Annotated in this window: 25 protein-coding genes and 3 tRNA genes; 10 read left to right on the top strand and 18 right to left on the bottom strand. The window is 70.1% G+C overall.

The features are described 5' to 3' along the window. Window positions 1-3 precede the first annotated feature (3 nt). On the top strand, window positions 4-516 hold the full coding sequence (locus tag ACOACQ_RS08960; protein ID WP_378596423.1) for a MarR family winged helix-turn-helix transcriptional regulator: 513 nt from the start codon (window positions 4-6) through the stop codon (window positions 514-516). Window positions 517-710: 194 nt separating this feature from the next. On the opposite strand, the gene ettA is transcribed toward ACOACQ_RS08960, so the two are convergent. The 5 genes from ettA to ACOACQ_RS08935 all read right to left on the bottom strand — a co-directional run bounded on the left by ettA (window position 711) and on the right by ACOACQ_RS08935 (window position 7,556). Continuing rightward, entirely contained in the window at window positions 711-2,393 is a 1,683-nt protein-coding gene (gene ettA, locus ACOACQ_RS08955) for an energy-dependent translational throttle protein EttA (protein WP_378596422.1), read from the bottom strand. A gap of 53 nt (window positions 2,394-2,446) precedes the next feature. Beyond that, on the bottom strand, window positions 2,447-2,911 hold the full coding sequence (locus tag ACOACQ_RS08950; RefSeq protein ID WP_378596421.1) for a single-stranded DNA-binding protein: 465 nt from the start codon (window positions 2,909-2,911) through the stop codon (window positions 2,447-2,449). Window positions 2,912-3,085: 174 nt separating this feature from the next. Further along, window positions 3,086-4,684 (bottom strand): GTPase, encoded by a 1,599-nt coding sequence (locus ACOACQ_RS08945; RefSeq protein WP_378596420.1) that lies wholly within the window; start codon window positions 4,682-4,684, stop codon window positions 3,086-3,088. Then, window positions 4,681-6,438 (bottom strand): dynamin family protein, encoded by a 1,758-nt coding sequence (locus ACOACQ_RS08940; protein WP_378596419.1) that lies wholly within the window; start codon window positions 6,436-6,438, stop codon window positions 4,681-4,683. The genes ACOACQ_RS08945 and ACOACQ_RS08940 overlap by 4 nt, the downstream gene beginning before the upstream one ends. Then, the gene (locus tag ACOACQ_RS08935; protein WP_378596418.1) at window positions 6,435-7,556 is read right to left on the bottom strand and encodes a PrsW family intramembrane metalloprotease; all 1,122 of its coding nucleotides are present in this window, start codon (window positions 7,554-7,556) and stop codon (window positions 6,435-6,437) included. Before ACOACQ_RS08935 ends, ACOACQ_RS08940 begins: the two co-directional genes overlap by 4 nt. A 59-nt stretch (window positions 7,557-7,615) precedes the next feature. On the opposite strand from ACOACQ_RS08935, the gene ACOACQ_RS08930 reads away from it, so the two are divergent. Both ACOACQ_RS08930 and ACOACQ_RS08925 read left to right on the top strand, forming a co-directional pair. Further along, entirely contained in the window at window positions 7,616-9,031 is a 1,416-nt protein-coding gene (locus ACOACQ_RS08930; RefSeq protein ID WP_378596417.1) for an aminopeptidase P family protein, read from the top strand. A gap of 476 nt (window positions 9,032-9,507) precedes the next feature. After that, window positions 9,508-9,900 (top strand): hypothetical protein, encoded by a 393-nt coding sequence (locus tag ACOACQ_RS08925; RefSeq protein ID WP_420288090.1) that lies wholly within the window; start codon window positions 9,508-9,510, stop codon window positions 9,898-9,900. Window positions 9,901-10,005: 105 nt separating this feature from the next. Here the strand turns inward: ACOACQ_RS08925 and ACOACQ_RS08920 are convergent, their stop codons facing one another. Together ACOACQ_RS08920 and ACOACQ_RS08915 are read right to left on the bottom strand one after the other, a co-directional pair. Then, on the bottom strand, window positions 10,006-11,052 hold the full coding sequence (locus ACOACQ_RS08920; protein WP_378596415.1) for a phosphotransferase family protein: 1,047 nt from the start codon (window positions 11,050-11,052) through the stop codon (window positions 10,006-10,008). Then, window positions 11,049-12,140, bottom strand: coding sequence for a TIGR03857 family LLM class F420-dependent oxidoreductase (locus tag ACOACQ_RS08915; protein ID WP_378596414.1), 1,092 nt, complete (start codon window positions 12,138-12,140; stop codon window positions 11,049-11,051). Before ACOACQ_RS08915 ends, ACOACQ_RS08920 begins: the two co-directional genes overlap by 4 nt. Window positions 12,141-12,288: 148 nt before the next feature. Between ACOACQ_RS08915 and ACOACQ_RS08910 the strand changes: the two genes are divergently transcribed. After that, complete coding sequence (locus ACOACQ_RS08910) at window positions 12,289-13,635, top strand: NAD-dependent malic enzyme (protein WP_378596444.1); 1,347 nt, start codon at window positions 12,289-12,291, stop codon at window positions 13,633-13,635. Between the two features lie 3 nt (window positions 13,636-13,638). On the opposite strand, the gene ACOACQ_RS08905 is transcribed toward ACOACQ_RS08910, so the two are convergent. Then, window positions 13,639-13,779, bottom strand: coding sequence for a hypothetical protein (locus ACOACQ_RS08905; protein WP_378596412.1), 141 nt, complete (start codon window positions 13,777-13,779; stop codon window positions 13,639-13,641). Next, window positions 13,779-14,285, bottom strand: coding sequence for a DUF4396 domain-containing protein (locus tag ACOACQ_RS08900; RefSeq protein WP_420288089.1), 507 nt, complete (start codon window positions 14,283-14,285; stop codon window positions 13,779-13,781). The genes ACOACQ_RS08905 and ACOACQ_RS08900 overlap by 1 nt, the downstream gene beginning before the upstream one ends. A 104-nt stretch (window positions 14,286-14,389) precedes the next feature. Between ACOACQ_RS08900 and ACOACQ_RS08895 the strand changes: the two genes are divergently transcribed. Further along, window positions 14,390-14,463 (top strand) — tRNA-Arg (locus ACOACQ_RS08895). A gap of 246 nt (window positions 14,464-14,709) precedes the next feature. Here the strand turns inward: ACOACQ_RS08895 and ACOACQ_RS08890 are convergent. Genes ACOACQ_RS08890 through ACOACQ_RS08880 form a run of 3 tightly spaced genes read right to left on the bottom strand, consistent with a single transcriptional unit; the run spans window position 14,710 to window position 16,995 of the window. After that, a complete protein-coding gene (locus tag ACOACQ_RS08890) occupies window positions 14,710-15,750 on the bottom strand; it encodes an adenosine deaminase (protein WP_420288088.1) in 1,041 nt (346 codons plus the stop codon). 4 nt (window positions 15,751-15,754) lie between these two features. Beyond that, the gene (locus ACOACQ_RS08885) at window positions 15,755-16,492 is read right to left on the bottom strand and encodes a DsbA family protein (RefSeq protein ID WP_378605328.1); all 738 of its coding nucleotides are present in this window, start codon (window positions 16,490-16,492) and stop codon (window positions 15,755-15,757) included. After that, on the bottom strand, window positions 16,492-16,995 hold the full coding sequence (locus tag ACOACQ_RS08880; RefSeq protein WP_420288087.1) for a MauE/DoxX family redox-associated membrane protein: 504 nt from the start codon (window positions 16,993-16,995) through the stop codon (window positions 16,492-16,494). Before ACOACQ_RS08880 ends, ACOACQ_RS08885 begins: the two co-directional genes overlap by 1 nt. Before the next feature lie 67 nt (window positions 16,996-17,062). Between ACOACQ_RS08880 and orn the strand changes: the two genes are divergently transcribed. Both orn and ACOACQ_RS08870 read left to right on the top strand, forming a co-directional pair. Next, window positions 17,063-17,698, top strand: a complete 636-nt coding sequence (gene orn, locus ACOACQ_RS08875; protein ID WP_378605334.1) for an oligoribonuclease — start codon at window positions 17,063-17,065, stop codon at window positions 17,696-17,698. 62 nt (window positions 17,699-17,760) lie between these two features. Further along, window positions 17,761-17,836: transfer RNA gene (locus tag ACOACQ_RS08870), tRNA-His, on the top strand. Window positions 17,837-17,890: 54 nt separating this feature from the next. Here the strand turns inward: ACOACQ_RS08870 and ACOACQ_RS08865 are convergent. The 3 genes from ACOACQ_RS08865 to ACOACQ_RS08855 form a co-directional block, all read right to left on the bottom strand. Then, window positions 17,891-18,088, bottom strand: coding sequence for a hypothetical protein (locus ACOACQ_RS08865; RefSeq protein ID WP_378605337.1), 198 nt, complete (start codon window positions 18,086-18,088; stop codon window positions 17,891-17,893). Window positions 18,089-18,095: 7 nt separating this feature from the next. Then, complete coding sequence (locus ACOACQ_RS08860; RefSeq protein ID WP_378605340.1) at window positions 18,096-18,293, bottom strand: hypothetical protein; 198 nt, start codon at window positions 18,291-18,293, stop codon at window positions 18,096-18,098. A 77-nt stretch (window positions 18,294-18,370) separates the two neighbouring features. Then, window positions 18,371-18,781 carry a hypothetical protein gene (locus ACOACQ_RS08855; RefSeq protein WP_378605343.1) on the bottom strand — a complete coding sequence of 137 codons (411 nt, stop codon included), beginning with the start codon at window positions 18,779-18,781 and terminating at the stop codon, window positions 18,371-18,373. Between the two features lie 151 nt (window positions 18,782-18,932). Here ACOACQ_RS08855 and ACOACQ_RS08850 point away from each other — a divergent pair, with 151 nt between their 5' ends. Further along, on the top strand, window positions 18,933-20,366 hold the full coding sequence (locus ACOACQ_RS08850) for a PhoX family protein (protein WP_420288086.1): 1,434 nt from the start codon (window positions 18,933-18,935) through the stop codon (window positions 20,364-20,366). On the opposite strand, the gene ACOACQ_RS08845 is transcribed toward ACOACQ_RS08850, so the two are convergent. Beyond that, complete coding sequence (locus tag ACOACQ_RS08845) at window positions 20,313-22,286, bottom strand: penicillin acylase family protein (RefSeq protein ID WP_420288085.1); 1,974 nt, start codon at window positions 22,284-22,286, stop codon at window positions 20,313-20,315. The genes ACOACQ_RS08850 and ACOACQ_RS08845 overlap by 54 nt on opposite strands. Before the next feature lie 45 nt (window positions 22,287-22,331). Further along, window positions 22,332-23,285, bottom strand: a complete 954-nt coding sequence (locus ACOACQ_RS08840; protein ID WP_378596615.1) for a pirin family protein — start codon at window positions 23,283-23,285, stop codon at window positions 22,332-22,334. Between the two features lie 85 nt (window positions 23,286-23,370). Here ACOACQ_RS08840 and ACOACQ_RS08835 point away from each other — a divergent pair, with 85 nt between their 5' ends. Then, window positions 23,371-24,924 carry a phytoene desaturase family protein gene (locus tag ACOACQ_RS08835; RefSeq protein WP_420288084.1) on the top strand — a complete coding sequence of 518 codons (1,554 nt, stop codon included), beginning with the start codon at window positions 23,371-23,373 and terminating at the stop codon, window positions 24,922-24,924. A gap of 70 nt (window positions 24,925-24,994) precedes the next feature. Beyond that, window positions 24,995-25,070 (top strand) — tRNA-Lys (locus ACOACQ_RS08830). An 18-nt stretch (window positions 25,071-25,088) separates the two neighbouring features. On the opposite strand, the gene ACOACQ_RS08825 is transcribed toward ACOACQ_RS08830, so the two are convergent. After that, window positions 25,089-25,457, bottom strand: a complete 369-nt coding sequence (locus tag ACOACQ_RS08825) for a hypothetical protein (protein WP_378596645.1) — start codon at window positions 25,455-25,457, stop codon at window positions 25,089-25,091. Window positions 25,458-25,494 lie beyond the last annotated feature (37 nt).

Raw genomic sequence — 25,494 nt, 5'->3', positions numbered from 1 at the left:
CGCGTGACAGCGGACGACGACAGCACCGCGGGCTCTCCTGCCGAGCCGCGCTGGCTCGATGACGAGCAGCAGCAGGCCTGGCGTTCGTTCCTGCTCGGCACCACCCTGTTGCTCGACCGGCTCGACGAGGACCTGCGCCGTGACCACGGCCTGGCGGCCGTCGAGTACGAGATCCTCGTCCGCCTCTCCGAAGCGGGCGGCCAGCTGCGGATGGCGAAGCTGGCCGCGGCGCTGGCGCACAGCCGCAGCCGGGTCACCCACACGGTGAAGCGGATGGAGGGCGCCGGGCTGGTCGCCCGATGCGACTCCACCGAGGACGGCCGCGGCGTGGTCTGCCAGTTGACGCCCACGGGCGCGAAGATGCTGGAGACCGCGGCACCGAGCCACGTCGAGACCGTGCGCCAGTCACTCGTCGACCTCGTGCCGGCAGCCGACCTGGCCGCGCTCGGCCGCGTCATGGACGCCGTCTGTGACCAGTTGATCGCCGGGCACCCGGAGCGCGAGTTCCGCCACTGAGTCGGAGCCAGATTGTCCGGTGGCGCCTTCGGCGCCGGACGAGGTACCCCTGCGGGCCCATCGGGGTGCCGCCGGCGTCCAGCAACATGTCCATGTGCGCACCACAGTTGCGCCGGCGGCGGGGTCCCCGCTTTAGGCCCGCAGGGGTGGCCTCGGGAGGCGCCGAAGGCGCCACCGGACCCCCACCTGCCGGGTCAGTCGCGGGTCAGGCGACGGTGCGTGACGCGGTGCGGACGGGCCGCCTCCACGCCGAGGCGCTCGATCTTGTTGTCCTCGTAGGACTGGAAGTTGCCCTCGAACCAGAACCACTCGCCCTCGCTGTCCTCGGTGCCTTCCCAGGCGAGGATGTGCGTGGCGACGCGGTCGAGGAACCACCGGTCGTGGGAGGTGACGACCGCGCAGCCCGGGAAGTCGAGCAGGGCGTCCTCGAGGGCCGACAGGGTCTCGACGTCCAGGTCGTTGGTGGGCTCGTCGAGGAGCAGCATGTTGCCGCCCTGCTTGAGGGTCAGCGCGAGGTTGAGGCGGTTGCGCTCACCACCGGAGAGCACCCCGGCCTTCTTCTGCTGGTCCGGGCCCTTGAAGCCGAACGACGCGACGTACGCGCGGCTGTTCATCTCGAAGTTGGCGACCTTGATGAAGTCCAGGCCGTCGGACACGACCTCCCAGACGTTCTTCTTCGGGTCGATGCCGCCACGGCTCTGGTCGACGTAGGAGATCTTCACGGTCTGGCCGACGGTGAGGACACCGGAGTCGGGCTGCTCGCCGCCGGTGATCATCCGGAACAACGTGGTCTTGCCGACGCCGTTGGGACCGACGACGCCGACGATGCCGGCGCGCGGGAGGGTGAAGGAGATGTTGTCCCACAGGACGCGGTCCTCGAAGCCCTTGGTGAGGTTCTTGGCCTCCAGGACGACGTCGCCGAGGCGCGGGCCGGGCGGGATGTTGATGTCGGCCGCGTCGATCTTGCGGGCCTTGTCAGCCTCGTTGGCGAGCTCTTCGTAGCGCGCGAGACGCGACTTCGACTTCGTCTGGCGGGCCTTGGCGTTGGAGCGAACCCACTCCAGCTCCTTCTCCAGCATCTTGGCGCGCTTCGCGTCCTTGGCGCCCTCGACCTTGAGTCGCTCCTTCTTGGTCTCGAGGTACGTCGAGTAGTTGCCCTCGTAGCCGTGGATCTGGCCGCGGTCGACCTCGGCGATCCACTGGGCGACGTTGTCGAGGAAGTACCGGTCGTGGGTGACCGCGAGGACGGCGCCCGGGTAGGCCTTCAGGTGGCCCTCGAGCCACTGCACCGACTCGGCGTCGAGGTGGTTGGTGGGCTCGTCGAGGAGCAGCAGGTCGGGCTGCTGCAGGAGCAGCTTGCACAACGCGACGCGGCGGCGCTCACCACCGGAGAGCGTGTCTACGAGGCTGTCGGAGGGCGGGCAGCGCAGCGCGTCCATGGCCTGCTCGAGGCGGCTGTCGAGGTCCCAGGCGTTGGCGTTGTCGAGCTCGGTCTGCAGGTCCCCGGTCTCGGCCATCAGGGCGTCCTGGTCGGCGTCGGGGTCGCCCATCTCCATGTAGGCGTCCTCGAGGCGCTTCATCTTCGCCTTGATGTCGGCGACCGCCTCCTCGACGTTCTCCAGCACCGTCTTGCCCTCGGTCAGCGGCGGCTCCTGCTGGAGCATGCCGACCGTGGCGTCGGGGTCGCGCACGATGTCGCCGTTGTTGGGGACATCGAGCCCCGCCATCAGCTTGAGCAGGGACGACTTGCCCATGCCGTTGGGTCCGACGACACCGATCTTCGCGCCGTGCAGGAAGGACAACGTCACGTTGTCGAGGACGACCTTGTCGCCGTGGGCCTTGCGCACATTGCGCAGTGCGAGCACATATTCCGCCATGCCTCAAGGCTACGCAGCGCCCGACCGCCGGCCGAGGCCGGGGTCGGGGCCCGTCAGGCCGCGGCGTGGGGTGCCACCGGCGCCACCCACGGCTCCGCCGCTGCCTGGCCCGGTGACTGTGCAGGAGCCTGGGCCGGCGCCTGGGCCGGCGCCTGGGCTGGTGCCTTAACGAACGACGCGATCCCGCGGGTCAGGTCGTGGCCGATGGTGAATGCCTCGATCTCCACGGCCACGGCTTCGAGGCCGTTCTTGTTCACGTAGGTCCGGTGGTTGAGGCGACCCTGGATGATGACCGGGTCACCGTGGCCCAGCGACTTCGCGCCGTTCGCGGCAAGACGTCGCCACGCACTCACGCCGTACCACTGGGTCTCGCTGTCGACCCACGTGCCGGTGGCCTTGTTGAAGTGGCGCGGGGTGCAGCCCACACGGAAGTTCAGCACCGGAACCCCGCCGACATCGCGCACCACCGGGGTGTTCCCGATCCAGCCCTGGATCGTGACCATCGTTTCGTTCGCCATCTGCCTGCCCTCTCAGTCGATGCCGGGCACCTGCGTGACCGGTCGAGGGAGAGTTCACTGCGAATCGCCGACGCATGGCCGCGTCAGCGGTCGACCCTGTGCACAACCAGCCACACCGGCCGGGGCTGGGGACGACAAACGGCACGAGACGGCACTCGTGAAACCGCTGCGGCGTCAGGCCTTGGCGGCGTCCACGCCCCGGCGGAAGGCTGCGTACGACGCCAGCTCGGCACTGACCGGCTGGACGACCTCGGTGTCGACCAGTCCGTGCACGACGGCACGCAGCCGGTCGTCGGCCGCCTCGGCGCGGGTCCGGGCCAGGCCCTTGACCAGGATGCGCCCGACGATGGCCAGCAGCAGCCCGAGCACCAGGGCTCCTCCACCGACCAGGGGCGGCAGCGGCAGCCCGGCGACCTCGGGCAGGTCCTCGACCTTGCCCTGCACGGCGCCAACGCCCCACCAGGCCAGGCCGGCAACCGCAGCGAGCAGCAACAACCAGTGCAGGAGACGGACGGCGCCGACCCAGAACGGAAGACGCCCCCCGAGGGGGACCCTGCCCAGTTCGTGGTTCAGGCGGTCACCGAGCTCGGCGAGCCGACTGGTGGCGGCGGTGCGCACCTGACGCGACCACGCGGGACCCACGCCGTCGCTGAGCTCGTCAGCCAGTCCGCGAACGCCGGTGTCGACGGTCGCGCGGTCCAGGGGCGCGATCCGCGGGGCGCCGTCGAGGGCCTCCACGTCGGGGTCGCGGCGGTTCAGGAGCGCCAGCGGCGGCCACATGACCGCGCGCTTCGCCGAGGAGCCCAGGGTGCGCTCGATGCTGTCGACCACGGAGGAGACACCGGCGGCGTCGGCCACGACCTCCTCGAGGTCGCGCACCCGCGCTACAGGCAGCGCGACCGCAGGCGTCCTACCGCCTGCGGACTCGAGCCGGCCAGCAGCGGCCACGACGTCGGCCTCGACGCGCGCGGTCGTGCTGCGCTTGTCGGCCACGCGACGCTGGATCTCGGCGCGCAACTCGTCCATGCCGATACCGGCCTTGGCCGAGATCGCGAGCACCTGGACGTTCGGCAGGCCGTCGGCGACCAGCAGCCGGCGGACGTCGTCGACCATCGCCTGACGACGGTCCTCGGGGACGGTGTCGATGTGGTTCAGGACCACCAGCATCACGCCCTGGTGCGTGGCCATCGGCTTGAAGTACCGGTCGTGCACCGCGGCGTCGGCGTACTTCTGGGGGTCGAGGATCCAGACCATCAGGTCGGCGACGGCGAGCAGCCGGTCGACCTCGAGGTGGTGGGAGACCTCGGTCGAGTCGTGGTCGGGCAGGTCGAGCAGGACGACGCCATCGAGGGCGTGGTCGTGCCGGCTGTCGAGCATCGAGTCGCGCATCGTCTGGTGACGCGGCGGGATGCCGAGGTACGCGAGCAGCTCCTCGGCGCCTTCGCTCCCCCACACCACGGCCGTGGCCCAGGAGGTCGTGGGACGACGGATGCCGACCGAGGACAGTTCCAGTCCCGTGAGCGCGTTGTAGGTCGAGGACTTGCCGGAGCCGGTGGCGCCCGCGATGGCGACCACCGTGTGGCGCGCGGACAGCTTCAGTCGTCCGGTCGCCTTGTCGGCAGCAGCAGCGACGTCATCGAGGATCCCGTCGGGGACGTGACCACGGGCAGCCACGACAGCGTCACCGAGTCCGGCGACCCGGGTGCCGATCGCGGTCCCGCGGGTGGCCAGGTCACCGAGCTGCGGCGTTGCCTCCTCGAGCGCATCCGTCACAGGTGTTCACCGGTTCCCTTCTTGGCCGCGGCGAACCGCAGGTCGTCCACGCGTCGCGCCGCCTGGCGCAGCTGGTGAGGTGCATCGGGCTTGAGCTCCCACTGCGCCGCGGGCGCAAGGTAGCGGGCACGCTCGGCGCTCATCAAGGTCGACAGCCGGCGGGCGAGGGTGCCGCGTGCCTGGTTGATGATCCGCTCGGTCGCGTCGCGACCGAGGACCGTCTCCAGCAGCGTCTGCCCGAGACGGACCGCTTCGGCCGACTGACCGCGCGGCGCCGGGCCGGCAAGGGCCACCACACCGAGGGTCACGGCCAGGCCGTGCACGCCCAGGGCCAGGAACCGGGCACTGTGCCGGGCGTCGCCGGCCTCGTGCCGCACGAACTCCTGGAGCTCCTCGTGCCAGCCACGGACCTCTTGCTCGGTGCGGGCGCGCAGCGCACGACCCGCACGAGTGAGATCGTCGGTCGTGGAGGCGAGCAGGCCTTCGCCGTACTCCTTCTCGCGCCAGCCGTCGGACGCGATGCCGGCGGCACGTTCGGCGTGATCGGCGACGGCTGCTTCCAGCGCCATCTCGATCGCGACGGCGACCCGCTCGGCCTGCTGCGGCTTGCCCTTGATCGCGTTCACGAGGCGCTCGCGGACGAAGCCGACCTTCGCCTCGAGACTGCGCACCAGCTCGCCGCTTCCTACGAACTCCTGCCAGCGCGCCAGCAGGTCACCCCGCAGGAGCGTGCCGTCGGCAGCGGCCGTGGTGAGCTCGGTCTGCGCGTCGTCGTAGACCTTGTCGGCGACGACCAGGAGCTCGGCGATCGCGTCCACCTGGAGGGCCGCGGCGTCGGCGATCGGGAAGGCCTTGCGCGTGACGGTGCGGACGGCACCGGCCACGGTCTGGCTGACGAGCTCACGTCGTCCGGACGCGTCGGCGGCGAGGGCTTCGAGCCAACCGCGGATCTCCGCGGCGTACGACGTCGGGAGCAGGCCGTCGTCGCTGACGGTGCCGTGGGCGACCGTGAACAGCGGGCTGTCCTTGAGGCCGCGGGCAGCCATCATCCGGGCGAGGTGCACCGAGACCGTCGCGACGTCGTCGGCGGGCGTGCGGCTGAGGACCAGCGCGACAGCGGTGTTGCGTTCGACGGCGACCTTGAGGTGCTCCCACGGGACCTGGTCGGAGTACCGCGCAGCGGAGGTCACGAAGAGCCACAGGTCGGCGGCGGCGAGCAGCTGGGCCGCGAGCTCACGGTTGCGTTCGTCGACCGAGTCGACGTCCGGGGCATCGAGGATCGCCAACCCGCGCGGCACCTGGGTGCTGGGGACCAGCTGGATCGCGTTCTGGTCGAGGGTCGGGTCGTAGACACGGGCCAGGTCGGGCAGCAGCCGGTCGACGCCGAACCAGCGGTGGTCGTCGGGGTGGTGCACCAGGACGGGCGAACGGGTCGTGGGCCGCAGCAGGCCGGGCGTGGTCACCTTGTGGCCGACGATGGTGTTGACGAGGGTCGACTTGCCGGCGCCGGTGGAACCGCCGACGACGACGAGAAGGGGCGCCTCGACCTCGGCGAGGCGCGGGATGACGTAGTCCTCGAGCTGGTCGATGACCTGCTCGCGCCCGACCCGCAGGGCGCTCACGCCGGGCAGGTCGAGGGGCAACGGCGCAGCCTTCAGCGCCCCGTGCAGCCGCACCACTTCGGTGAGCATGCGGGAGCTGAGTCCGTCGTCGTGGAAGTCGGCACCGGTCAGGGCCTGGTGTCCGGGGGTCATCGCTGGGGTACCACCTGTCCGGGAAATGCGATCCGCGGCCGAGCGGCCTGGATCCGACCGAGGAAGTCCTGTCCGCGCAGCTGCCAGTCGGCAGGCGCGGTGCCTCGGAGAAGTCGGTGATGCAGGAAGCCCAATTCGATCGCTGCCTGCTGGTAGTCGCGCATCGCGCGCTCGGCGTCGGGGCCGCCGTTGCTGCGGGCGTGCTGGCGGGCCTGACGGCGTGCCCGCAGGTTCACGACCCAGCCGATGTCGGTGGCCGGCAGCAGCCCGCGGTGGGCGGCATCGGTGAGCGCGGCCCGCAGGATCGTGGCCTCGGTCTCCCGTGCCCACCAGGCCAGCGCCACCAGGCCGATGAAGGCGGGCGCCATGATCACGAGGTAGACCACGAGGAAGCTGCCGAAGCCGAAGACGGTCGAGCCGTTCCACAGCCCGTGGGCGAGTACGGCGAGCGCGTACCCACCGAGCGGTGCCAGCCAGCGCACCGACGTGGTGCGCGAGGTCACCGCGAGGCCGATGCCGATGCCGGTGAAGGCCGTGAAGAGCGGGTGCGCGAAGGGGCTGAAGATGCAGCGCAGGACGAAGGTTCCGGTCACCGCCTCGACGCCGCCGGGGCCCATGCCGTCGGAGCCGTTGTAGGCCGCGGCGAGGTAGAGGATGTTCTCGGTGAAGGCGAACCCGACGCCGACCATGCCGGCATAGACGATGCCGTCGAGGATGCCGTCGATCTCTGCACGACGCCACCACAGGAGCAGCACCAGGAACAGGCCCTTGCTGGCCTCTTCGACGATGGGTGCAGCGACGGCGAGCGAGAAGTCGTCGGTGAAGCCGACGAGGAGTCCCCCGAGGCCCTGCACGACCACGGCCGCCATGGTCGCCACGAAGGCGCCCCAGGCCAGGCCGAAGGCCAGCAATGCCTTGGGTTCGGGCTCGTAACGGTCGAGCCAGAGGTACGCCGCCAGCACCGGTCCGACGGGGACCGCAGCGAGGCCGGTGGCGACCAGCGTGGTCCCCGGAGCACCCGACAGGGCGAGCACGAGGAGCGTCAGCAGTGCCCCGACAGCGACCGCCACGGTCACGACGACCGTGAAGGCAACACTGTTGCGGGGTGCTGTGGACATGGGCTGCAGCCTATCGGGAGCCTGACGTGCGGCCCTGATCGCGGCGTACAGTGGGAGGGGTGAGTGACAACACCCCCCAGCTCAAGACTGAACAGCACGACCCCGCCGTCCCGGAGGCCTACCTCGCCTTCATGCGGACCGGTTGGGACGATCGCGGCGCCGCCGTGGAGCGTCAGGCCGTCGCAGATCCGGCAGCCGCGCGACGTACCCGGCTGGCCGAAGCGTTCCCCGGCGAGCGGCTGGTCCTTCCCGGCGGCGGCTACAAGGTGCGGGCCTACGACACCGACTACCGCTTCCGCGCCGACACGGCCCATGCGTACTTCTCGGGCAACCAGACCTCGGACGCCACGCTCGTCATCGAGCCCGACGGATCCTCGGTGCTGTACGCCCGACCGCGCTCGGGCCGCGACAGCGACGAGTTCTTCCGGGACCGCCAGTACGGCGCCCTGTGGGCCGGCAAGCGCCCGTCGGCCGAGGAGCTGGAGGCCGCCCTCGGGCTGTCGGTTCGCCACGTCGACGACCTGGCCGCCGATCTCGCTGCGGGCGGCGCCAAGACCCGCGTGCACCGCAACGTGGCGGCCGACGTCGACGCCCTGGTCTCCGGCGACGAGGGGCGTGACACCGAGCTCGCCCGCGTCGTCTCGGAGATGCGCCTGGTCAAGGACGACTGGGAGGTCACCGAGCTCCAGGCTGCCGTCGACGCGACCACCCTCGGCTTCGAGGACTGCGTCCGCGAGTGGGACCAGGTCCTCGAGCACGGCGAACGCTGGCTCGAAGGCACGTTCTTCCGTCGCGCGCGCACCATGGGCAACGACCTCGGCTACGACTCGATCGTGGCCTGCGGACCGCACGCGACCACGCTGCACTGGATCGAGAACTCCGGGAGGATGGTCCCCGGCCAGCTGGTGCTGCTCGACATGGGCGTCGAGGGCGCGAACCTCTACACCGCCGACGTGACCCGGACGATTCCTGTCTCCGGCACCTTCACGCCGCTGCAGCGCGACCTCTACACGCTCGTGCTCCAGGCACAGGATGCCGCCATCGCAGCGCTGAAGCCCGGCGAGAAGTTCCTCGCCGGCCACGACGCCGCGATGAACGTCCTCGCGCACGGCCTCGGCGACCTCGGCCTGCTGCCCGTGTCGGTCGACGAAGCCCTGTCCCCCGACTCGAAGGTCTACTCCCGCTGGACGCTCCACGGCACCAGCCACATGCTCGGCATGGACGTGCACGACTGCGGCCACGCGGCGCCCGAGGCCTACCGCGACGCTGACCTGGTCGAGGGAATGGTGCTCACCGTCGAGCCCGGCCTCTACTTCCAGGCCGACGACCTGCTCGTTCCCGAGGAGCTGCGCGGCATCGGCATCCGCATCGAGGACGACGTCGTCATGACTGCCGACGGCGTCCGCAACCTGTCCTCGGCCCTGCCCCGCACCCCCGACGCGATCGAGGAGTGGATGGGCTCGCTCCGCGGCTGAGACCGCCTGGTCGCGACCGTCCGGGGAGGTTCTTGACAGGCCTCGGGCGGAGGAGCAGCCTGAACAATTGGACGCTGAAACGCACCGGGGACGAGGCGCATTTCGTGCGCAAGGCATCGAGGAGTCTCCGGGGAAACACGCGTGTACAGGGCAACGAGTTGCTGCTTCTCGTGGTTCCCTGCCGCCTGCCCTCCCACGTCCGGGCGCGGCCCCCCGGCCCCGGAGCTGTGACGACGAGACCTAGCCAGTCATTGCGCGGCCATCACGACCCCAGTCGGGGATCCGCTTCGTCGAGCATCCCCGAGACCGGTTCGACCGGTCGCGCCAGCGAGCCCTTCTGTCACCGAACTGCAACCCGACGACGGCTCGCGAACGCACAACAGAGAACGCACTCTCCTTTGGAGAAGCTCATGTACAGGAAGCTCATTGCACTACTGGCCACCCTGTTGGCCTGCTTCGTCGTGGCAGGAGGCGTGATGCCCTCTCCGGCATACGCCGACAGCCCGCACTACATCAAGGGCCCCACGGCAACCGTCGACGGCAACAGCCTGGTCGTGTCGTGGAAGGCGGTCGGACTGGGCAACACGGCGACCAGTGTCGAGTTCAGCCTCACCGGCACCGTCACCACCACGTCCCAGTGCTTCACCAAGAGCGGCAATCCGGTCAACGGTGTCCCGAAGTCGGAGACGGTCGGAGTCAACGCGACCGGCACGTTCCCCGTCCGGAACGGCCAGACCACCGGCTCGCTCACGATCGCGCCGATCTCCACCCTCGAGTGCACGGGAAAGCAGCACGTCGTGATCCTGGCGACCGACTTCGACCTGACGCTCTCAGGTGACGGCCTGCCGCCGGTCCACATCACCGGCTGATCCGCACGACCCACCGCCTCGGGGCCGGCCAGCGAGTACCGAAGTCAGGCGGCAGGACGCAGAGGAGTCCTGCCGCCTCTGCGCGCCAGAGTGTCGACAGGTCCTTCAGACCGACGCAATGGTCCCCAGGTCACGGATCGCCGCACAGCACCGTGCCGTCATGACGGCGAACATCCGGTCCCCGCGCTCGGTACGGGTCCCGTAGGCCTGGCCGAACACGCAGACCAGTGGTCCCTGCAGCATCGCGAACCGGTAGTCGTCCCAGCACTGTTCCCGCGAGTACGACGTGACACCGTGCCCGACGAGTGCCCGGTGGTAGGCAGCGACGAGCGCCTCTTCCGCGACGCGACGAGGTTCGGGATCGAGGCTGGTTGCGACGACGTACGCGAGGTCGCGGGCCGGCAGGGCCAGGCTCAGGGTCTGCCAGTCGACCGCCACCACGCCAGGCCCGCCGTCGGGCGGGAACAGCAGGTTGTCGAGGCGGTAGTCGCCGTGCACCAGCCCGAACCGCTCGGGCCGGGCGAGGGCCCACTGCTCGATCACGGGCACGATCGCCCGCACGGTCCTGATGTCATCCGCGGAGAGCTGGTCGGCGAGGTTCTCCACGAACAGCTCGACGGCCGGGCCGAACAGCTCGGCCATCAGCGCGGCGTCCTCGGGGCCGTTGACGGACAGGCCCTCGATCTCGAGCAACGCGGGGTCGCACCAGCGCGGTCCGTGGAGCCCGGCGAGGTTCACGACCGCGTCCTCGACCTGCGTCGCCGGGCACCCAGCGACCTGGTCACCCTGCACGGCCGGGGCGAGGTCCTCCAGGAGCAGGACGAAGTCGCCGCTGTCGGGCGCCATCGCGGCGTGGTGGGTCGCTGGCACCCGGACCGCGACCATGTGGGCGATCTCGTCGTAGAACCGCACCTCGGTGCGATAGGGATTGGCGAGCATCGTTCGCGCCGCCGGGTCGACGGCGGGCAGCTTCGCCAGCACGGTCGCCGGCAGTGCCGGGTCGCCCCGCAACGTCAGGCGGTAGCAGGTGCCGATCTGGCCGGTTCCGACCGGTTGCACGTCGACTGCGTCGACCTGGGTGCCGAGAGCGAGGGTCAGCCACTCCGGCGTCAGGCCGTCGACATCCGCCACCAGCGGGACGAAGGCGCTCATCGGGCTCCTGCGCTCACCAGCGACCAGCCCGGGTTGAGGGGCAGCGCATCGAGAGCGGGGTCACGCACCGCAGCCCAGGCCTTCACCACGGGGACGAGCTCCCCGGGCGTTGCCCCGTGCAGTACGACGGAATCGGCGCCGGCGTCGAGCTGGTCCTGGATCCGTCGCGCGCAGTCCTCGCCGGAGCCGCTGGCAGCAGCAGCCAGCCACTCGGCGGGAAGGACCTCGTCCTGCAGCCGTCGGAGCTCCTCGACCGTCCCGATCGCGTCGAACGCACCGGGATAACCGTGCACCAGGGGGTGGTCCCGGAACCGCTGGAGGTCGTCGAGCGACCAGCCGTTGGCCCGGACCAGCACCTCGCCGTACCCCTGCAGGTAGGTGGCCAGCCGACCGACGAGCTTGCGGAGCCGGTCCTGCTCGGAGATCGACTCCTCCACGGTGGCGAGCACCGACCAGATCCGCACCGATGCCGGATCGCGACCGGCCTCTGCTGCCGCACCGCGGATCGTGGCCACCGCACGGGCGAGGGTCTCGTCGGTGAAGAAGGTGTGCAGCACGACACCGTCGGCGACGCGGCCAGCCAGCCGGAGCGACTGGTCACCGATCGCCATCATCAGCACGGGGATGTCCTCGTCGAAGGCGGGGTCCTGCGACAGGTACGGGTAGTCGCCGGCGGGTCCCGTGTGCCCGAACGCCTCCCCGTGCCACAGCCGGCGGTAGATCGAGATCGCGTCGGCCATCTGCGCGCTGGTGACGCGCGGGAGTCCCATGACGTCGAAGAGCAGGTCGAAGCCGCGGCCCAGACCGAAGGCGTAGCGGCCTCCGCTCATCCGGTGGACCGATGTCGCGAGGGTGGCGGTGACCAAGGGGTGTCGGGTGTTGTGGTTGGTGGCCGCAGTGGCGATGCCGATCCGTTCGGTCGCCGCCGCGACGGCACCCGCCAGCACGCCCGCGTCCTTGACGTTGAACCGCTCGGAGAGGAACACCGACCCGATGCCGAGGTCTTCGGCGAGGCGCACCTCGGTGAGCAGGTCACGCGGGGACGCGGTGTGGCCGGCCAGTCCGTAGCAGCCGATCTCGGGCATCATCCGGGAAGTTTGACTGCCGACTGGACACTTGTCCAGCGTCGTGACCAGTATGAACAGTTTCCGCACTGACTTCCGAGTAACCACTACGCGGGACCAGACTCGACCCGTGCCCAAGCGAACTGCCACCGCGTCCTCGTACTCCATCACCATGCGCCTGCACACCACGGTCGACCACGGCGTGGTCGGCGGGGTGGCGACGGCGATCGCCGAAGCAGGCGGTGTCGTCACCGCGATCGACGTCGCCGAGTCGAGCAACCAGCGCCTCACCGTCGACGTCACGTGCTCTGCGGCCGACGCCGAGCACGCCGGCGAGCTCACCGAGGCGGTCAAGGGCGTTCCGGGCGTCGAGGTGCACAAGGTCTCCGACCGCACGTTCCTGATCCACCTCGGCGGCAAGATCGAGGTCGGCTCCAAGGTCCCGCTGAAGACCCGCGACGACCTCTCCCTCGCCTACACCCCCGGCGTGGGCCGGGTCTGCATGGCGATCGCCGAGAACCCCGCCGACCTGCGCCGCCTCACCATCAAGGGCAACACCGTCGCCGTCGTCACCGACGGCAGCGCCGTGCTCGGCCTGGGCAACATCGGCCCGGGCGCCGCCCTTCCCGTGATGGAGGGCAAGGCCGCCCTGTTCAAGCGGTTCGGCGGCATCGACGCGTGGCCGATCTGCCTGGACACCCAGGACACCGACGAGATCGTGCGCGCCGTCGAGCTGATCGCCCCCGGCTTCGGCGGCATCAACCTCGAGGACATCGCCGCGCCGCGCTGCTTCGAGATCGAGGCCCGGTTGCGTGAACGGCTCGACATCCCGGTCTTCCACGACGACCAGCACGGTACGGCGATCGTCGTGGTCGCCGCGTTGACGAACGCGCTGCGCGTGGTCGGCAAGGAGATCGGCGTCGCACGCGTCGTCGTCTCCGGCGCCGGGGCCGCCGGCACCGCGATCGTGAAGCTGCTGATCGCGGCCGGTGTGCGGGACGTCGTCGTCGTGGACCGCGCCGGCGCGCTGGTCGCCGGCGACGAGGGCCTCTCCCCCGCCCACGTGGAGCTGGCGAGCCTGACCAACCGCGACGAACGCCGCGGCGGCCTGCAGGACGTCCTCGTCGGTGCCGACGTCTTCATCGGCGTCAGCGCCCCGGGCGTGCTCCAGGCGGAGTGGATCCCGACCATGGCGCCCGACCCCGTGGTCTTCGCGCTGGCGAACCCGGACCCGGAGGTCGACCCGGCACTGGCCGCGAAGTACGCCGCCGTGGTGGCCTCGGGACGCTCCGACTTCCCGAACCAGATCAACAACGTGCTCGCCTTCCCCGGCGTCTTCCGGGGCCTGCTCGACGCCCGCGCCACCGAGGTCACCACCGACATGATGCTGCGCGCCGCCGACGCGATCGCGCACGTCGTACACGACGACGAGCTCAACGCGAGCTTCATCATGCCGTCGGTCTTCCACCCCGAGGTGCACACCGCCGTGGCGACGGCCATCGCCCTCAAGACGGAGTGAACCTCAGCGGGTGCTGACCACCGCGTGACCGGAGCCGTGGCTCGGCGACTTCTCGCCGTCGTCCTCGAGCGAGGCGGCGGTCGAGACGACGAGGCCTCCGAGCAGGAAGCCGATCACGCCGGCGGCAAGGGTGTTGACGTTCATCAGTGGTGCTCCATTCCGGAGTGCTCGTCGTGCTCGTCGTGCTCGTAGTGGTCGTGGTGGTCGTGGTGGGCGTGGTGGGCGTGGTGCAGGGCGTGGCCCTTGCCGCGGTCGATGAGGTAGCGGTTGACCGGGAAGGCCGCGACGAACGCCGCCGACAGGGCCAGGATCATGGCCAGCCAGAAGACGGGGTCGACCAGGCCGGAGTCCATCGCCCCGGGGATCGCCGCCATCACCGCGTTGTCGACGACCTCCATGACGATGATCGAGATGGTGTCGGCCGCCAGCACCAACCGGAGCGCCTGGCCGAACCGCATGCCGGCACCCATCAGCGGCAGCGACGACAGCAGGTAGCCGAACACGAAGGCGAGGCTGACCGCGAGCACGATGGTCTGGCCCGTCGACAGTCCGATCGCGGTCCCGATCATCAGGCCGGCGATCTCGCCGATGGCGCAGCCGGTGAGGCAGTGGAGCGTTGCGCTGGCGGCCAGGGCGTTGCGGGGGTTCATGGGCAGTCCTTCCGTTGACTACCCGGGGAACTATACCCCTAGGGGGTATAGCTCGCCACAGGGAGATTCATCACGCCCACGGACACCGATATCCTCGAAGCACTGCCTCCGTAGCTCAACTGGATAGAGCAGGGAGCTTCTACCTCTCAGGCTGCGGGTTCGACTCCTGCCGGGGGCACCCCGCCGAGTTGTGCGGGTGAGAGTGACCCAGGGGTCACTCTCACCCGCACGACTCCCCCTCGCGGCGCGCCTCCCCCGGCACACCCGGCGGACGTCGTACAAAAGAGCGACAGCCCCGCGGGAGTATGAGCTCCGCGGGGCTGAATGCTTCTGCGTCTCGATACGCCGCTCGTTCCTCGCGGCTACTCGACGAACCTGGCCGACTCGTTCCTCGCGGCTACTCGACGAACCTGGCCGACTCGTTCTACTCGACGGCCTTCGCGTAGGACTCGATCTCATCGAGCAGGCGGGCCTTCACCTCGTCCGGGGCGAACGACGCACCGACCGCAGCAGCCGACAGGTCGGCGACACCTGAGGCGTCGAGCGCCAGCAGGTCGGCGGCGATCTCGTACTCCCGGTTGAGGGTGGTGCCGAACATCGGCGGGTCGTCGGAGTTGATCGTGACCAGGACACCGGCGTCGACGAACACCGGCAACGGGTGTTCGGCGAGGGTCGCGACGGCGCGGGTGGCGACGTTGGACGACGGACAGACCTCGAGCGGGATCCGGTGCTCGGCGAGGTACGCCAGCAGTGCGGGATCGCCAGCGGCTGACGTGCCGTGGCCGATGCGTTCGGCGCCCAGCTCGCGGATCGAGGTCCAGATCGTCCCGGGCCCGGTCGTCTCGCCGGCGTGCGGCACCGAGTGGAGTCCGGCGGCACGCGCAGCAGCGAAGTGCGGCGCGAACTGCTCGCGCGGAACCCCGATCTCCGGACCGCCCAGCCCGAAGCCGACCAGCCCCTCCGGCGGGTGGTCCAGCGCGAAGCGGAGCGTCGCGTCAGCGGCCGGCAGGCCGGACTCCCCCGGGATGTCGTAGATCCATCGCAGGACGAGCCCGAAGTCCCGCTCGGCCGCGACCCGCGCGTCCTCGATCGCCTCGGTGTAGGCCTCGATCGCCATGCCCTTGCCGGGCTCGTCCGGCAGCACCGACGTGTACGGCGTGCAGGTGAGCTCGGCGTAGCGGACCGACTGCCCCTCGGCGAGCTCGCGACCGATCTCGTAGGTGAGGTAGCGGACGTCCTCGGGCGTCTTCACCAGGTCCACCACCGCGAGGTAGACCTTGATGAAGTGCGCGAAGTCGGTGAACGCGAAGAACTCCCGCAGCAGGGCTGGATCCGAGGGCACCGTGCCCGGGTGGCGCTCGGCCAGCTCGGACACGATCCGCTCGGACGCCGAGCCGACGTGGTGGACGTGGAGCTCGGCCTTGGGCAGGCCGGCGATGAATCCGCTCAGGGGGCTGTGCAGCACGTGGTCAGTCCACCGCTGCGATCAGGTTCGTCGCAAGGTCCTGGACCGTGCGGCCGTCGTCGAACACCTCGCCGTCGAGGATGATCGTGGGCGTGCCCTGGACGTTGGCCTTGTGGGCCTCGTCCGTGGCCTCGGTGACCCAGGACGCGTGCGACAGGTTCTCGATGCCGTCGCGTACGTCCGACTCCGAGGCACCGGCTTCGACGGCCAGCTCGATGATGTCGTCGTTGCTCGCCTCCGCGTCGGCGTTGGCCTCGGAGGGCTGGTTCTCGAAGAGCAGGTCGTGGAACTTCTTCGCCACGTCCGGGCCGGACTTCTCCAGCACGAGGGCGAACGCGTTCGCGGCCCGGATCGGGTAGGTCCGGCCTTCGGCGCCGAGCAGGTTGAACGGCCGGTACTCGACCAGCACCTTGCCCTCGGCGGCAAGGTCCTCGAGGTCGCCGCGGGTCTCCGATTCGAGCGCGCCGCAGTACGGGCACAGGAAGTCCTCGTAGATGATCACCGAGTGCGGCGCATCCTTGTCGCCGATGGTCACGCCGTAGTCGCTCGACCCGGCCGCGACCGCCTTGACGTCCTTCTTGTTGAGCAAGCTGATCCCGATCGCGCCGCCGACGATCAGCACCATCGCAGCGACGACGGCTGCGATCGTGAGGATGCGGCGACGGGCCTCTCGCCTGGCCTGTTCGGCGCGCAGCTCGGCAGCCTTGGCCCGGGCCGTGGCCTTCGAGTTGTCGTTGGACATCAGTTCTCAGCTCCTTCAGGGACGTCGGCCATCGAGGCCGAGCGCCTTTCGAACAGTACGGAATCCAGCGCCAGTCGGGTTCGTCGTACCGACGCGATGAAGAGTGAAGCGATCAGCAGGGCACCGTCGCGGGCGATCTCCCACGGATAGTCCGAGGTGGCGCCCGCCTTCGAACCGCCGCCGCCGAAGCAGCCGCAGTCGATCTCGATCCCCCGCGCCCAGACGGACGCGATGCCGATGATGAACGCGACGAACAGCAACGCCGAGAGGATCGCGGCGCCCCTGGTCAGGACACCGGCCACCAGCGCGAGGCCGATGACCAGCTCCACCGCGGGCAGGGCGATGCCGACGACCTCGGCGACCGACGACGGCAGCAGCTGGTAGGCGCGCACCGCCGCGATGCTCGCCTCCGGCTCGGTGATCTTCAGACCACCCGCCACGATCCACACGCCACCGGTCACCAGCCGGGCGAGCAGACCCACCCAGGGCAGTGTTCGGTTCACGGCCCCGAGGTTAGTGGCACCCGCTGAGCGAGTCCTGAGAAAGAGGTACGGCGTAGGGTGCACCCTCGTGAACGAACGACTGGTCTGGATCGACTGTGAAATGACGGGGCTCGACCTCGTCAACGACGCGATGATCGAGATAGCAGCCCTGGTGACCGACTTCGACCTCAACGTGCTCGGGGAGGGCGTCGACGTCATCATCAAGCCTCCGGCCGAGGCGCTGGACCAGATGATCGAGTTCGTGCGCAACATGCACGAGACGTCCGGCCTGCTGAACGAGCTCGAGAACGGCGTGACGCTGCGCGAGGCCGAGGAGCAGGTGATGGCGTACCTGCGCGAGCACTGCACGCCCGACAGCCGCCCGGCCCTCGCTGGCAACTCGGTCGCCACCGACCGTGGCTTCGTGGTCCGCGACATGGCCGAGCTCGACGCGTTCCTGCACTACCGGATCGTCGACGTCTCCTCGATCAAGGAGCTCTCGAAGCGGTGGTTCCCGAAGGCGTACTTCAACGCGCCCACGAAGCGCGGCAACCACCGTGCGCTCGCCGACATCCAGGAGAGCATCGAGGAGCTGCGGTACTACCGCGACACGGTCTTCGTGCCGCTGCCCGGCCCCGACGCGGCCGCTGCCAAGGAGGTCGCAGCCCGGTACGGCGGCTCGCTGACCGGGCTCGGGACGTCCGAAAAGGGCACCAATTCCTAGTTCCGGACGGGATGCGTCTAAACTCATCCCCGCCTGACTGACCGCAAGGTCGAGTCAGCATGGTGGGTATAGCTCAGCTGGTAGAGCGCCGCCTTGTGGTGGCGGATGTCGCGGGTTCAAGTCCCGTTACTCACCCCAAACAGCTCAGCCGGACTCCTCGGAGTCCGGCTGAGCTGCTTTTCAGGCTCTGCGTCAGTGCGACGGACCGCCGCCCGTGGCGTCGTTCCCCGGGCCGCCGGCGTCGGGGCCACGGAAGTGCGCCACGTCGGCCTCGTGACTCCGCCGCACGCTGAAGTCCAGCCGCTTGCGGTTCGGTCGCCGCGCCTCGACGACCAGGTAGCCGACCGTGAGCACGCCCAGGGCGATGAGGGCGTAGGTGAACCAGTTCATGGCCGGCTCACAACGGACCGCCGCCGTCGTGGCCCATGCGGTTGTTCAACTCGTTGCCGCCACGAAGAAACGCGTCGCCCTGCTCGATCTCCCGCTGGTTGGTGCTGAGGTTCTTCTTGGCGCGCCGCGGGCGGACCACCTCGAGTCCGACAACAACGACGGTGACGACGGCCAACGCGATCAGCAGGTAGGTGAACCAGTTCATGGGTGCCCCTTGTTCCGAGTGGACCGCCAGCGTACGCCGCGATCGTCGCCCTGTCGGGGAACGACCTCGTCAGCGCTCTACGCCCGGGGCGCGGGAGGTGGCGGCGGGAAACCCGGCGCCTGCGCCTGGCCGGAGACGCCGTCGATCTCCTCGATGTCCTTCTTGAAGCGGCGGTGGATGCGCAGGTTCTCGTTGCCGATCTGGTGCCGGTGCCAGACGTTGCCCGTCCACGGCCCCAGCCGGAAGGTGCGGGGCAGCTCGGCCACCAGTTCCTTGGAGTTGGTCGTGGTCATCACACCGGAGTGGAAGACGAGGATCCGACGATCGGTCGCGATGATCGTGCGGTACTTGTTCATGATCAGGAACGGGATCCAGCCGATCAGAATCAGGTACTGACTGGCTGTCTGAGCGAACAGCACCCCCTGGATCTGCTCACCGGGCTGGAGGTGCTGCTGCGCCTTCGAGGCGATCTTGTCGCGAATTGCCATGTCGGGACGGTACCTCCCGATGCCGGCCTGAAACGTGTTCGAGCAAGGCTTCCCGCACCGTGCGCCGACCGGCACAAGGGGCAGAAAATGCTATGGCATTCCCGGTTTCCCCGTGCTTACAGTCGCAAGGTCGCCTCCCGAGGAGTTCGCCATGCCGATGGAACGCCGAAGCCTGCTCAGGTCCGCTGCCGCTGTCTCGATCGCAGGGCCGTTCGCCGGCCTCGTGGCCGGCCCGGCCGGGGCCGCCAAGCCGACCAAGCCCAAGTACCCGCTGCTGCCGGTGACCGACCAGCGCGATGGAGTCGTGCGCCTCCATCTCCCGCCGGGCTTCAGCTACCGGTCCTTCCACGACACGACCACACAGGTGGTCCTGACCGACGGCACCGTGCTCCCGGGACGCCACGACGGCATGGGCGCCTTTCCGGGCACGGGCGGGCGGGTGACGCTGATCCGGAACCACGAGATCAACGGCCCCGTTCCCGCATTCAGCTCCGCTGCACCCGTGTACGACCCGATGACGGGCGGCGGAACCACCACGATCGACGTCGACCACCAGGGCAACGTCGTCGCGTCGTACGCCAGCCTCGCCGGCACCCAGATGAACTGCTCGGGCGGGATCATGCCGTGGGGCGCCTGGCTGACCTGCGAGGAGACGGTGAACGGACCGGACGTCGGTCCGGACTTCACCGGCGCCTCGAACATCACGTTGACGAAGCCGCACGGCTACGTCTTCGAGGTGCCGGTGGAGGGCGCGGCCAGCGCCGAGCCGATCCGCTCCGCGGGCCGCTTCGCCCACGAGGCCGTGTCGTTCGACCCCGTCCACGGCCACCTGTACCTGACCGAGGACAACTTCGGGTTCCCGTCCGGTTTCTACCGCTACCTCCCGCCCCACCACCCCCTGGAGGTCGGACACCTCGAGGACGGCGGGCAGCTGCAGATGCTGAAGGTGGTGGGCGTCGACAACGCGCTCCTCGTCGAGGCGCAGCCCAAGAACGCGGTGTTCCCCGTCGAGTGGGTCGACATCGACGACCCTGACCCGAGCTTCCCGTACACCCCGGGCGTGGTCGCGCCGACGTCGAACAACACGGCGATCAACCACGTGGCATCCCAGGGGATCGCCCTCGGCGCAGCGCAGTTCTCCCGGCTGGAGGGCCAGGTGTACGACAACGGGAGGGTGTACTTCTGCTCCACGCAGGGCGGCGGGCAGGTGGGGACGAACCCCTCCGTCGACGGGTACGGCACCGGGTTCGGACAGGTGTGGGCACTGAACATCGCGGAGCAGGAGCTCCGCCTGGTGTACCAGTCCCCCGACCGCGTCACCCTGGACTTCCCCGACAACATCACCGTCTCCGCGGGCGGGACGCTCGTGGTCTGCGAGGACCACGACCAGGACAATTACATCCGGGGACTCACGCCACAAGGTCGCATCTCGGACATCGCCCTGAACCGGATGGCCGGGCGCACCGGGGACGAGTTCGCAGGATCGACCTTCAGCCCGGACGGTTCGACGCTGTTCGTCAACATCCAGGCCTCACGTGGCCTGACGTTCGCCATCTGGGGTCCCTGGTCGAAGATCGGAGTCTGAGGCCGGGGCCTCGTTCGAGAAGGACGTGTCCTCGACCAGCAGGTCCCAGTCGGTGACGATCGGAGCCAGTTCACCGTCGATCCAGGACGGCAGCTGGTCGTCGTAGTGCGCACCGGGCAGGCCGGATGCTCCGGTCGGGACGATCCAGCCACCAGCCGTCCGGTCCGCGAGGTCCCACACGTAGCGGGCGACCGCTCCGCGGGTCGCGGCATCGCTGATCGCGGGCCACGACCCCATCGTGCGTACGGCGTCCTGGTCGCCTGCGACGGGGAGGAACGCGATGCCGGGGTCGAACCCGTCGTCTGCGGCGAGGGCGTGCGCGGGCTGGGCGCGGTGGGTCTCCCCCCAGGTCGCCGGCACGTCGACGGTGTCGAGGTCGTCGAGGGCTGCCCGTGCATGGCCGGCGAGGTCGATGCCGAACGGAGGCCGTCCGGCGAGCGCCTCCAGCGCCAGGGTGGGCAGCGCGAGCCCGAGCCGGGCCACGAGGTCGAGGGACGGTGCGAGGAGTGGCCCGTGGTCGTGCCCGGGTCCGGGCTCGGCGATCGGGGCGAACACGGGCTCGGCCGCCAGTCGTCGTACGACGGCCGAGCGCCAGGCGGCGTAGCGCGCTGCGGGTGCGGAGTCGGCCGCCATCACCCCGTCGAAGTCGTCGAACGCTCCCGGCACCAGCTGCTTGAGGATCGCCGCCGAGGGCAGCAACGCGTCGTTGTGGATGTCCGCGAAGTCGGCCGTGGTGAAGCCGGCGCGGCCAGCGAGGAGCTCCCGGATCCGGTCCGCACGAAAGGGCGGGGAGAAGGACGACCCGACCAGGTCGCTCTCGGGACCGCGGCGTTCGTTGGCAGTGACGAGGGCATCGTCGGGAGACACCTCGACGCGGTTCGGGTCGTCGAGCCAGCCGGTCCAGGTGCCGTCGGCGTCCCGCAGCGGCACCCGCCCCGCGATCCGGTAGCGGGCCGCTCCGGTGCGATCAGCGATGACGAGGTTGTTGACCGGCTCCACCCAGCGGTCGAACGCGCGATCGACGTCCTCGACCGAACGGGCGCGCAGCAGCGGCAGGAGGGCATCGAAGCCGAGGTCACCGAGCACTGCAGAGGTGGTGCGCACGGCCAGGCCCGGCGCGAGGCGCAGCATGCCGGCGGGCAAGGGTTCGTCCGGCTCGACCTCGATGACGTCCTGGTAGTCGGCCGAGGCGTTCGTGATCGCCCAGGCGACCTCACCCGCGTGGGCGAAGTGCTGCACGCCGGGGACCCCGACGAAGGAGAAGCCGACCACGTCGAACGCGTCGTCCGGGTCCTCACACGCCAGCCGCACCTGCTGGTAGACACCGGGCTGTTCGAGGTTGCGGTGCGGGTCGCCGCCGATGAGCGGGTGGCCCGATGTGGTGCGCGCACCACCGACCACCCAGGCGTTGCTGCCCGAGGTGTGCGGCCCTTCGTGGGACAGCAGGCGGGCGTCCTCGCCGAGCACCTCGGCCGCGAGGCGGTCCCAGAGGCGGGAGCCGACATTGCCGAACAGCACGTGCTGGGCGAGGAAGGTCGCCAGCGGCGTCCACGGTTCCCACTCCCCCGGCACGTGGCCGAGGTGGGCGAGCTCGGGAATCGCTGCATGGTCGGTCGCCTTCATTCCGGCATTCACGCCGTCGACGTACGACGTCAGGAAGGACCGGGTCTCGTCGGTGCAGGACGCGAAGGCCCGCTGCGCGGTGTCGACGATCCGCATCCGGCTGGCGTAGTCGTCCCAGGCCTCGGCGAGCTCGCCGCCCACGACCGGCGCGGTCGTCGCGGAGGCACGCAGGCGCAACCACTCGACCTGCCAGGTCCGGTCGCGCGCGGTGGCCACGCCCTGGCCGTGCGCGAGGTCGAGGACGGACGACGCCCGGACGTGCGGGACGCCGTACGCATCACGAAAGAGCCGGGCCATGCCCGAAGGCTACGACCCGGCTCCCCGCAGGCGATCCGCGCGTGATCAGCCGCCGATCGGCAGGCCGAAGCGGCCCTTCTGGAAGTCCTCGTAGGCGCTGAGCACTTCCTGCTTGGTGTTCATCACGAACGGTCCCGCCCATGCGATCGGCTCGCGGAGCGGCTGGCCGCCGACGATGATCACGTCGAGCTTCGGCGACCGGCTCTCCTGCCGCTCGTCGGCCGTGATGGTGAGGAAGTCACCCGCGCCGAGCACGGCGGACTGTCCCATCCGGATCGGGCGGGCGTCGGCGGTGCCGACCGTGCCCGAGCCGTTGAGGACGTAGACCAGCGCGTTGTGGTCGACGTTCCAGGGCAGGTCGAGCCGGGCGCCGGGCTCGATGGTGGCGTGCACCAGCGCCATGGGCGTGTACGTCGACCCGGGGCCGTCGTGGCCGTCGACGGAACCTGCGATCACCCGCACGAGCGCACCCGCGTCGTCGCTGGTGAGCAGCGCGACCTCGCCGGACCGGATGTCCTGGTAGCGCGGCTCGGTCATCTTGGAGTCGCGCGGCAGGTTCACCCACAGCTGGACGCCGTGGAACAGCCCGCCGGACTGCACCAGCCACTCCGGCGGTGTCTCGATGTGCAGGAGGCCGCTGCCAGCGGTCATCCACTGCGTGTCGCCGTTGGTGATCGTGCCGCCCCCGCCGTGGCTGTCGCGGTGGTCGAAGACGCCGTCGATGATGTAGGTGACGGTCTCGAAGCCGCGGTGCGGGTGCCAGGGCGTGCCCTTGGGCTCTCCGGGCGCGTACTCCACCTCGCCCATCTGGTCCATCATGATGAACGGGTCGAGGCGCTGCATGTCGATGCCGGCGAACGCACGCCGCACCGGGAAGCCCTCCCCCTCGTAGCCCTGGGGAGCGGTGGTCACCTCCCACACGGGTCGCGGCTGGTCGCCCAGTCCGGGCGTCTTGAGGCGCGGCAGGACAGTCAGGTCGTCGACGGTGATTGCGGGCATCGGGCCCACCTCCCAGTGGTGTGGTGGTTGTTAGTTGCCATGTCAACCATAACCCCGGACGAGATATTCCGCCTAGGCTCAGCCCATGTCCCGCTACGACGTCGTCGTCGTCGGTGCCGGCCACAACGGCCTCACCTCGGCCGCCTACCTCGCCCGTGCCGGACTCTCGGTCCTGGTGCTCGAACGCCTCGGCCACGTCGGGGGCGCGGCGATCTCCGCACAGGCGTTCCCGGGCTACCCGACCCGGCTGTCCCGCTACTCCTACCTCGTCTCCCTGCTGCCCGAGCAGTTCGCCACCGACCTCGGGCTCGACCTGCAGCTCGTCAGCCGGCAGACGGCGTCGTACTCACCGATCGAACGGCAGGGCCGGGCCACCGGCCTCCTCGTCGAACGCAACGAGGGCGCAGCGACTCGCGAGTCGTTCCGGGCCCTCACCGGCAGCGATGGCGAGTACGACGCCTGGCGGGCCTTCTACGAGGGCGTGGCGGGGCTGGCGGGGGTCGTGGCCCCCACCCTGACGCAACCCCTCCAGACCGACGCCGGCCTGCGCAGCGCCGTCGATCCCGACATCTGGCGCGACCTCGTCGAGGAGCCGATCGGGCGGGCCATCGAACGCCGGTTCACCGACGACCTCGTGCGCGGCGTCGTCGCGACCGATGCGCTGATCGGGACGTTCGCCTCCGTCCACGACCCGAGCCTCGTGCAGAACCGCTGCTTCCTCTACCACCTGATCGGCAACGGCACCGGTGAGTGGCGGGTGCCCGTCGGCGGGATGGGCGCGGTGACCGATGCCCTCGCCCGGGCCGCGGTCGCGGCCGGCGCCACGATCGTGACGGGCGCCGAGGTGCGCGCCATCAGGTCGGGCGAGGTGCGCTGGTACGACGGCAACACCGAGCACGTCGTCGAGGCCGGCCAGGTCCTTGCCAACGTCGCACCCTGGGTGCTCGGCACCCTCCTCGGCGAGGACAGCGATCCCGCGACCAGGCCCGAGGGCGCGCAGCTCAAGATCAACTTCCTGCTGTCGCGATTGCCGCGGCTGCGGTCCGGCCTGGACCCGGCGGTCGCGTTCTCCGGGACGCTGCACCTTGCCGAGGGCTACGGCGAGCTCGAGGCCGCCTGGTCCGCGGCCGCCAGCGGCGCGCTGCCCGACCCGTTGCCCGGCGAGGTCTACTGCCACTCCCTCACCGACCCGTCGATCCTCGGCGACGTCCCGGCCGGCACCCACACGCTGACCTACTTCGGCCTGCACACGCCGGCGTCGCTCTTCGACACGGACCCCGTCGGCACCCGGGACGAGGCCGTCCGCCGGGCACTGGCGTCCCTGGACGCCGTGCTCGAGGAGTCGATCGACTCCGTCGTGCTGCGCACCCCGGACGGCCAGCCCTGCATCGAGGCGAAGATCCCGCAGGACATCGAGGCCGACCTCGCGATGCCCGGCGGCCACATCTTCCACGGCGACCTCGAGTGGCCGTGGGCGCCGCACCGGGCCCGGCTCGAGACCCCGGGTGAGCGCTGGGGCGTCCAGACGTCGTACGACGGCGTGCTGTTGTGTGGCGCCGGCGCTCGCCGTGGCGGCGCAGTCAGCGGCCTCGGTGGCCACAATGCCGCGCAGGCGGTCCTGGAGACCCTCGGCGGCTGACGCCTCGAACCCGGCCCGATTTCACCCCACCCGTGGTTCGCTGGTAGCGTTTCGCCCTGCTTCACCAGATGCACCTCTAGCTCAATTGGCAGAGCAGCTGACTCTTAATCAGCGGGTTCCCGGTTCGAGTCCGGGGAGGTGTACCAACCACGAAGGCCCGGTCATCAGACCGGGCCTTCGTGCGTTTCACGACGCTTGCCGAGCAGTCCCCCACCCCACAGGGCCCAGAGCACCAGGACGGGCTGGAAGAACAGCCGCGCGAGCCGTTTCCCGTCCGTGTCGAGGCCGAACGCGTCGTTGCCTTCGACGTACTGCGCGATGTTGCCGGGGAAGATCGCGACGAAGAACGCCGCCAGCAGTCCCCCGATGAGCCGACGGCGCTTCGGCAGGGCGACGAACGCCGCACCGAGGCCGATCTCGACCGCCCCCGACGCCAGGACGACGAGGTCCTTGTCGATCGGGAACCAGTCCGGCACCTGGGCGCGGAACTCCTGGCGCGCGGTCGTCAGATGGGTGACACCTGCCACCGCCATCGTCGTACCGAGGACGATCCGGGCGGTGGTCTGCGCA

Origin of the sequence: Nocardioides sp. CPCC 206347 (assembly GCF_048654605.1) — a bacterium.
Classification (GTDB): domain Bacteria; phylum Actinomycetota; class Actinomycetes; order Propionibacteriales; family Nocardioidaceae; genus Nocardioides.
Note: the sequence above shows the minus strand (reverse complement) of the source record. Positions and strands in the feature narration are given on the sequence as shown.

Bases quoted from the DNA above. Each gene is read 5' to 3' on its own strand.
- ACOACQ_RS08850 (WP_420288086.1), top strand. From the start codon at position 18,933: ATGCCGATGGAACGCCGAAGCCTGCTCAGGTCCGCTGCCGCTGTCTCG.
- ettA (WP_378596422.1), bottom strand. From the start codon at position 2,393: ATGGCGGAATATGTGCTCGCACTGCGCAATGTGCGCAAGGCCCACGGC.
- ACOACQ_RS08825 (WP_378596645.1), bottom strand. From the start codon at position 25,457: ATGGCGGTGGCAGGTGTCACCCATCTGACGACCGCGCGCCAGGAGTTC.
- ACOACQ_RS08935 (WP_378596418.1), bottom strand. From the start codon at position 7,556: ATGTCCACAGCACCCCGCAACAGTGTTGCCTTCACGGTCGTCGTGACC.
- ACOACQ_RS08835 (WP_420288084.1), top strand. From the start codon at position 23,371: ATGTCCCGCTACGACGTCGTCGTCGTCGGTGCCGGCCACAACGGCCTC.
- ACOACQ_RS08910 (WP_378596444.1), top strand. From the start codon at position 12,289: ATGCGCCTGCACACCACGGTCGACCACGGCGTGGTCGGCGGGGTGGCG.
- ACOACQ_RS08865 (WP_378605337.1), bottom strand. From the start codon at position 18,088: ATGAACTGGTTCACCTACGCCCTCATCGCCCTGGGCGTGCTCACGGTC.
- ACOACQ_RS08925 (WP_420288090.1), top strand. From the start codon at position 9,508: ATGCCCTCTCCGGCATACGCCGACAGCCCGCACTACATCAAGGGCCCC.
- ACOACQ_RS08855 (WP_378605343.1), bottom strand. From the start codon at position 18,781: ATGGCAATTCGCGACAAGATCGCCTCGAAGGCGCAGCAGCACCTCCAG.
- ACOACQ_RS08885 (WP_378605328.1), bottom strand. From the start codon at position 16,492: ATGTCCAACGACAACTCGAAGGCCACGGCCCGGGCCAAGGCTGCCGAG.
- ACOACQ_RS08900 (WP_420288089.1), bottom strand. From the start codon at position 14,285: ATGAACCCCCGCAACGCCCTGGCCGCCAGCGCAACGCTCCACTGCCTC.
- ACOACQ_RS08845 (WP_420288085.1), bottom strand. From the start codon at position 22,286: ATGGCCCGGCTCTTTCGTGATGCGTACGGCGTCCCGCACGTCCGGGCG.
- ACOACQ_RS08905 (WP_378596412.1), bottom strand. From the start codon at position 13,779: ATGAACGTCAACACCCTTGCCGCCGGCGTGATCGGCTTCCTGCTCGGA.
- ACOACQ_RS08915 (WP_378596414.1), bottom strand. From the start codon at position 12,140: ATGATGCCCGAGATCGGCTGCTACGGACTGGCCGGCCACACCGCGTCC.
- ACOACQ_RS08950 (WP_378596421.1), bottom strand. From the start codon at position 2,911: ATGGCGAACGAAACGATGGTCACGATCCAGGGCTGGATCGGGAACACC.
- ACOACQ_RS08840 (WP_378596615.1), bottom strand. From the start codon at position 23,285: ATGCCCGCAATCACCGTCGACGACCTGACTGTCCTGCCGCGCCTCAAG.
- ACOACQ_RS08940 (WP_378596419.1), bottom strand. From the start codon at position 6,438: ATGACCCCCGGACACCAGGCCCTGACCGGTGCCGACTTCCACGACGAC.
- ACOACQ_RS08860 (WP_378605340.1), bottom strand. From the start codon at position 18,293: ATGAACTGGTTCACCTACCTGCTGATCGCGTTGGCCGTCGTCACCGTC.
- ACOACQ_RS08920 (WP_378596415.1), bottom strand. From the start codon at position 11,052: ATGAGCGCCTTCGTCCCGCTGGTGGCGGATGTCGACGGCCTGACGCCG.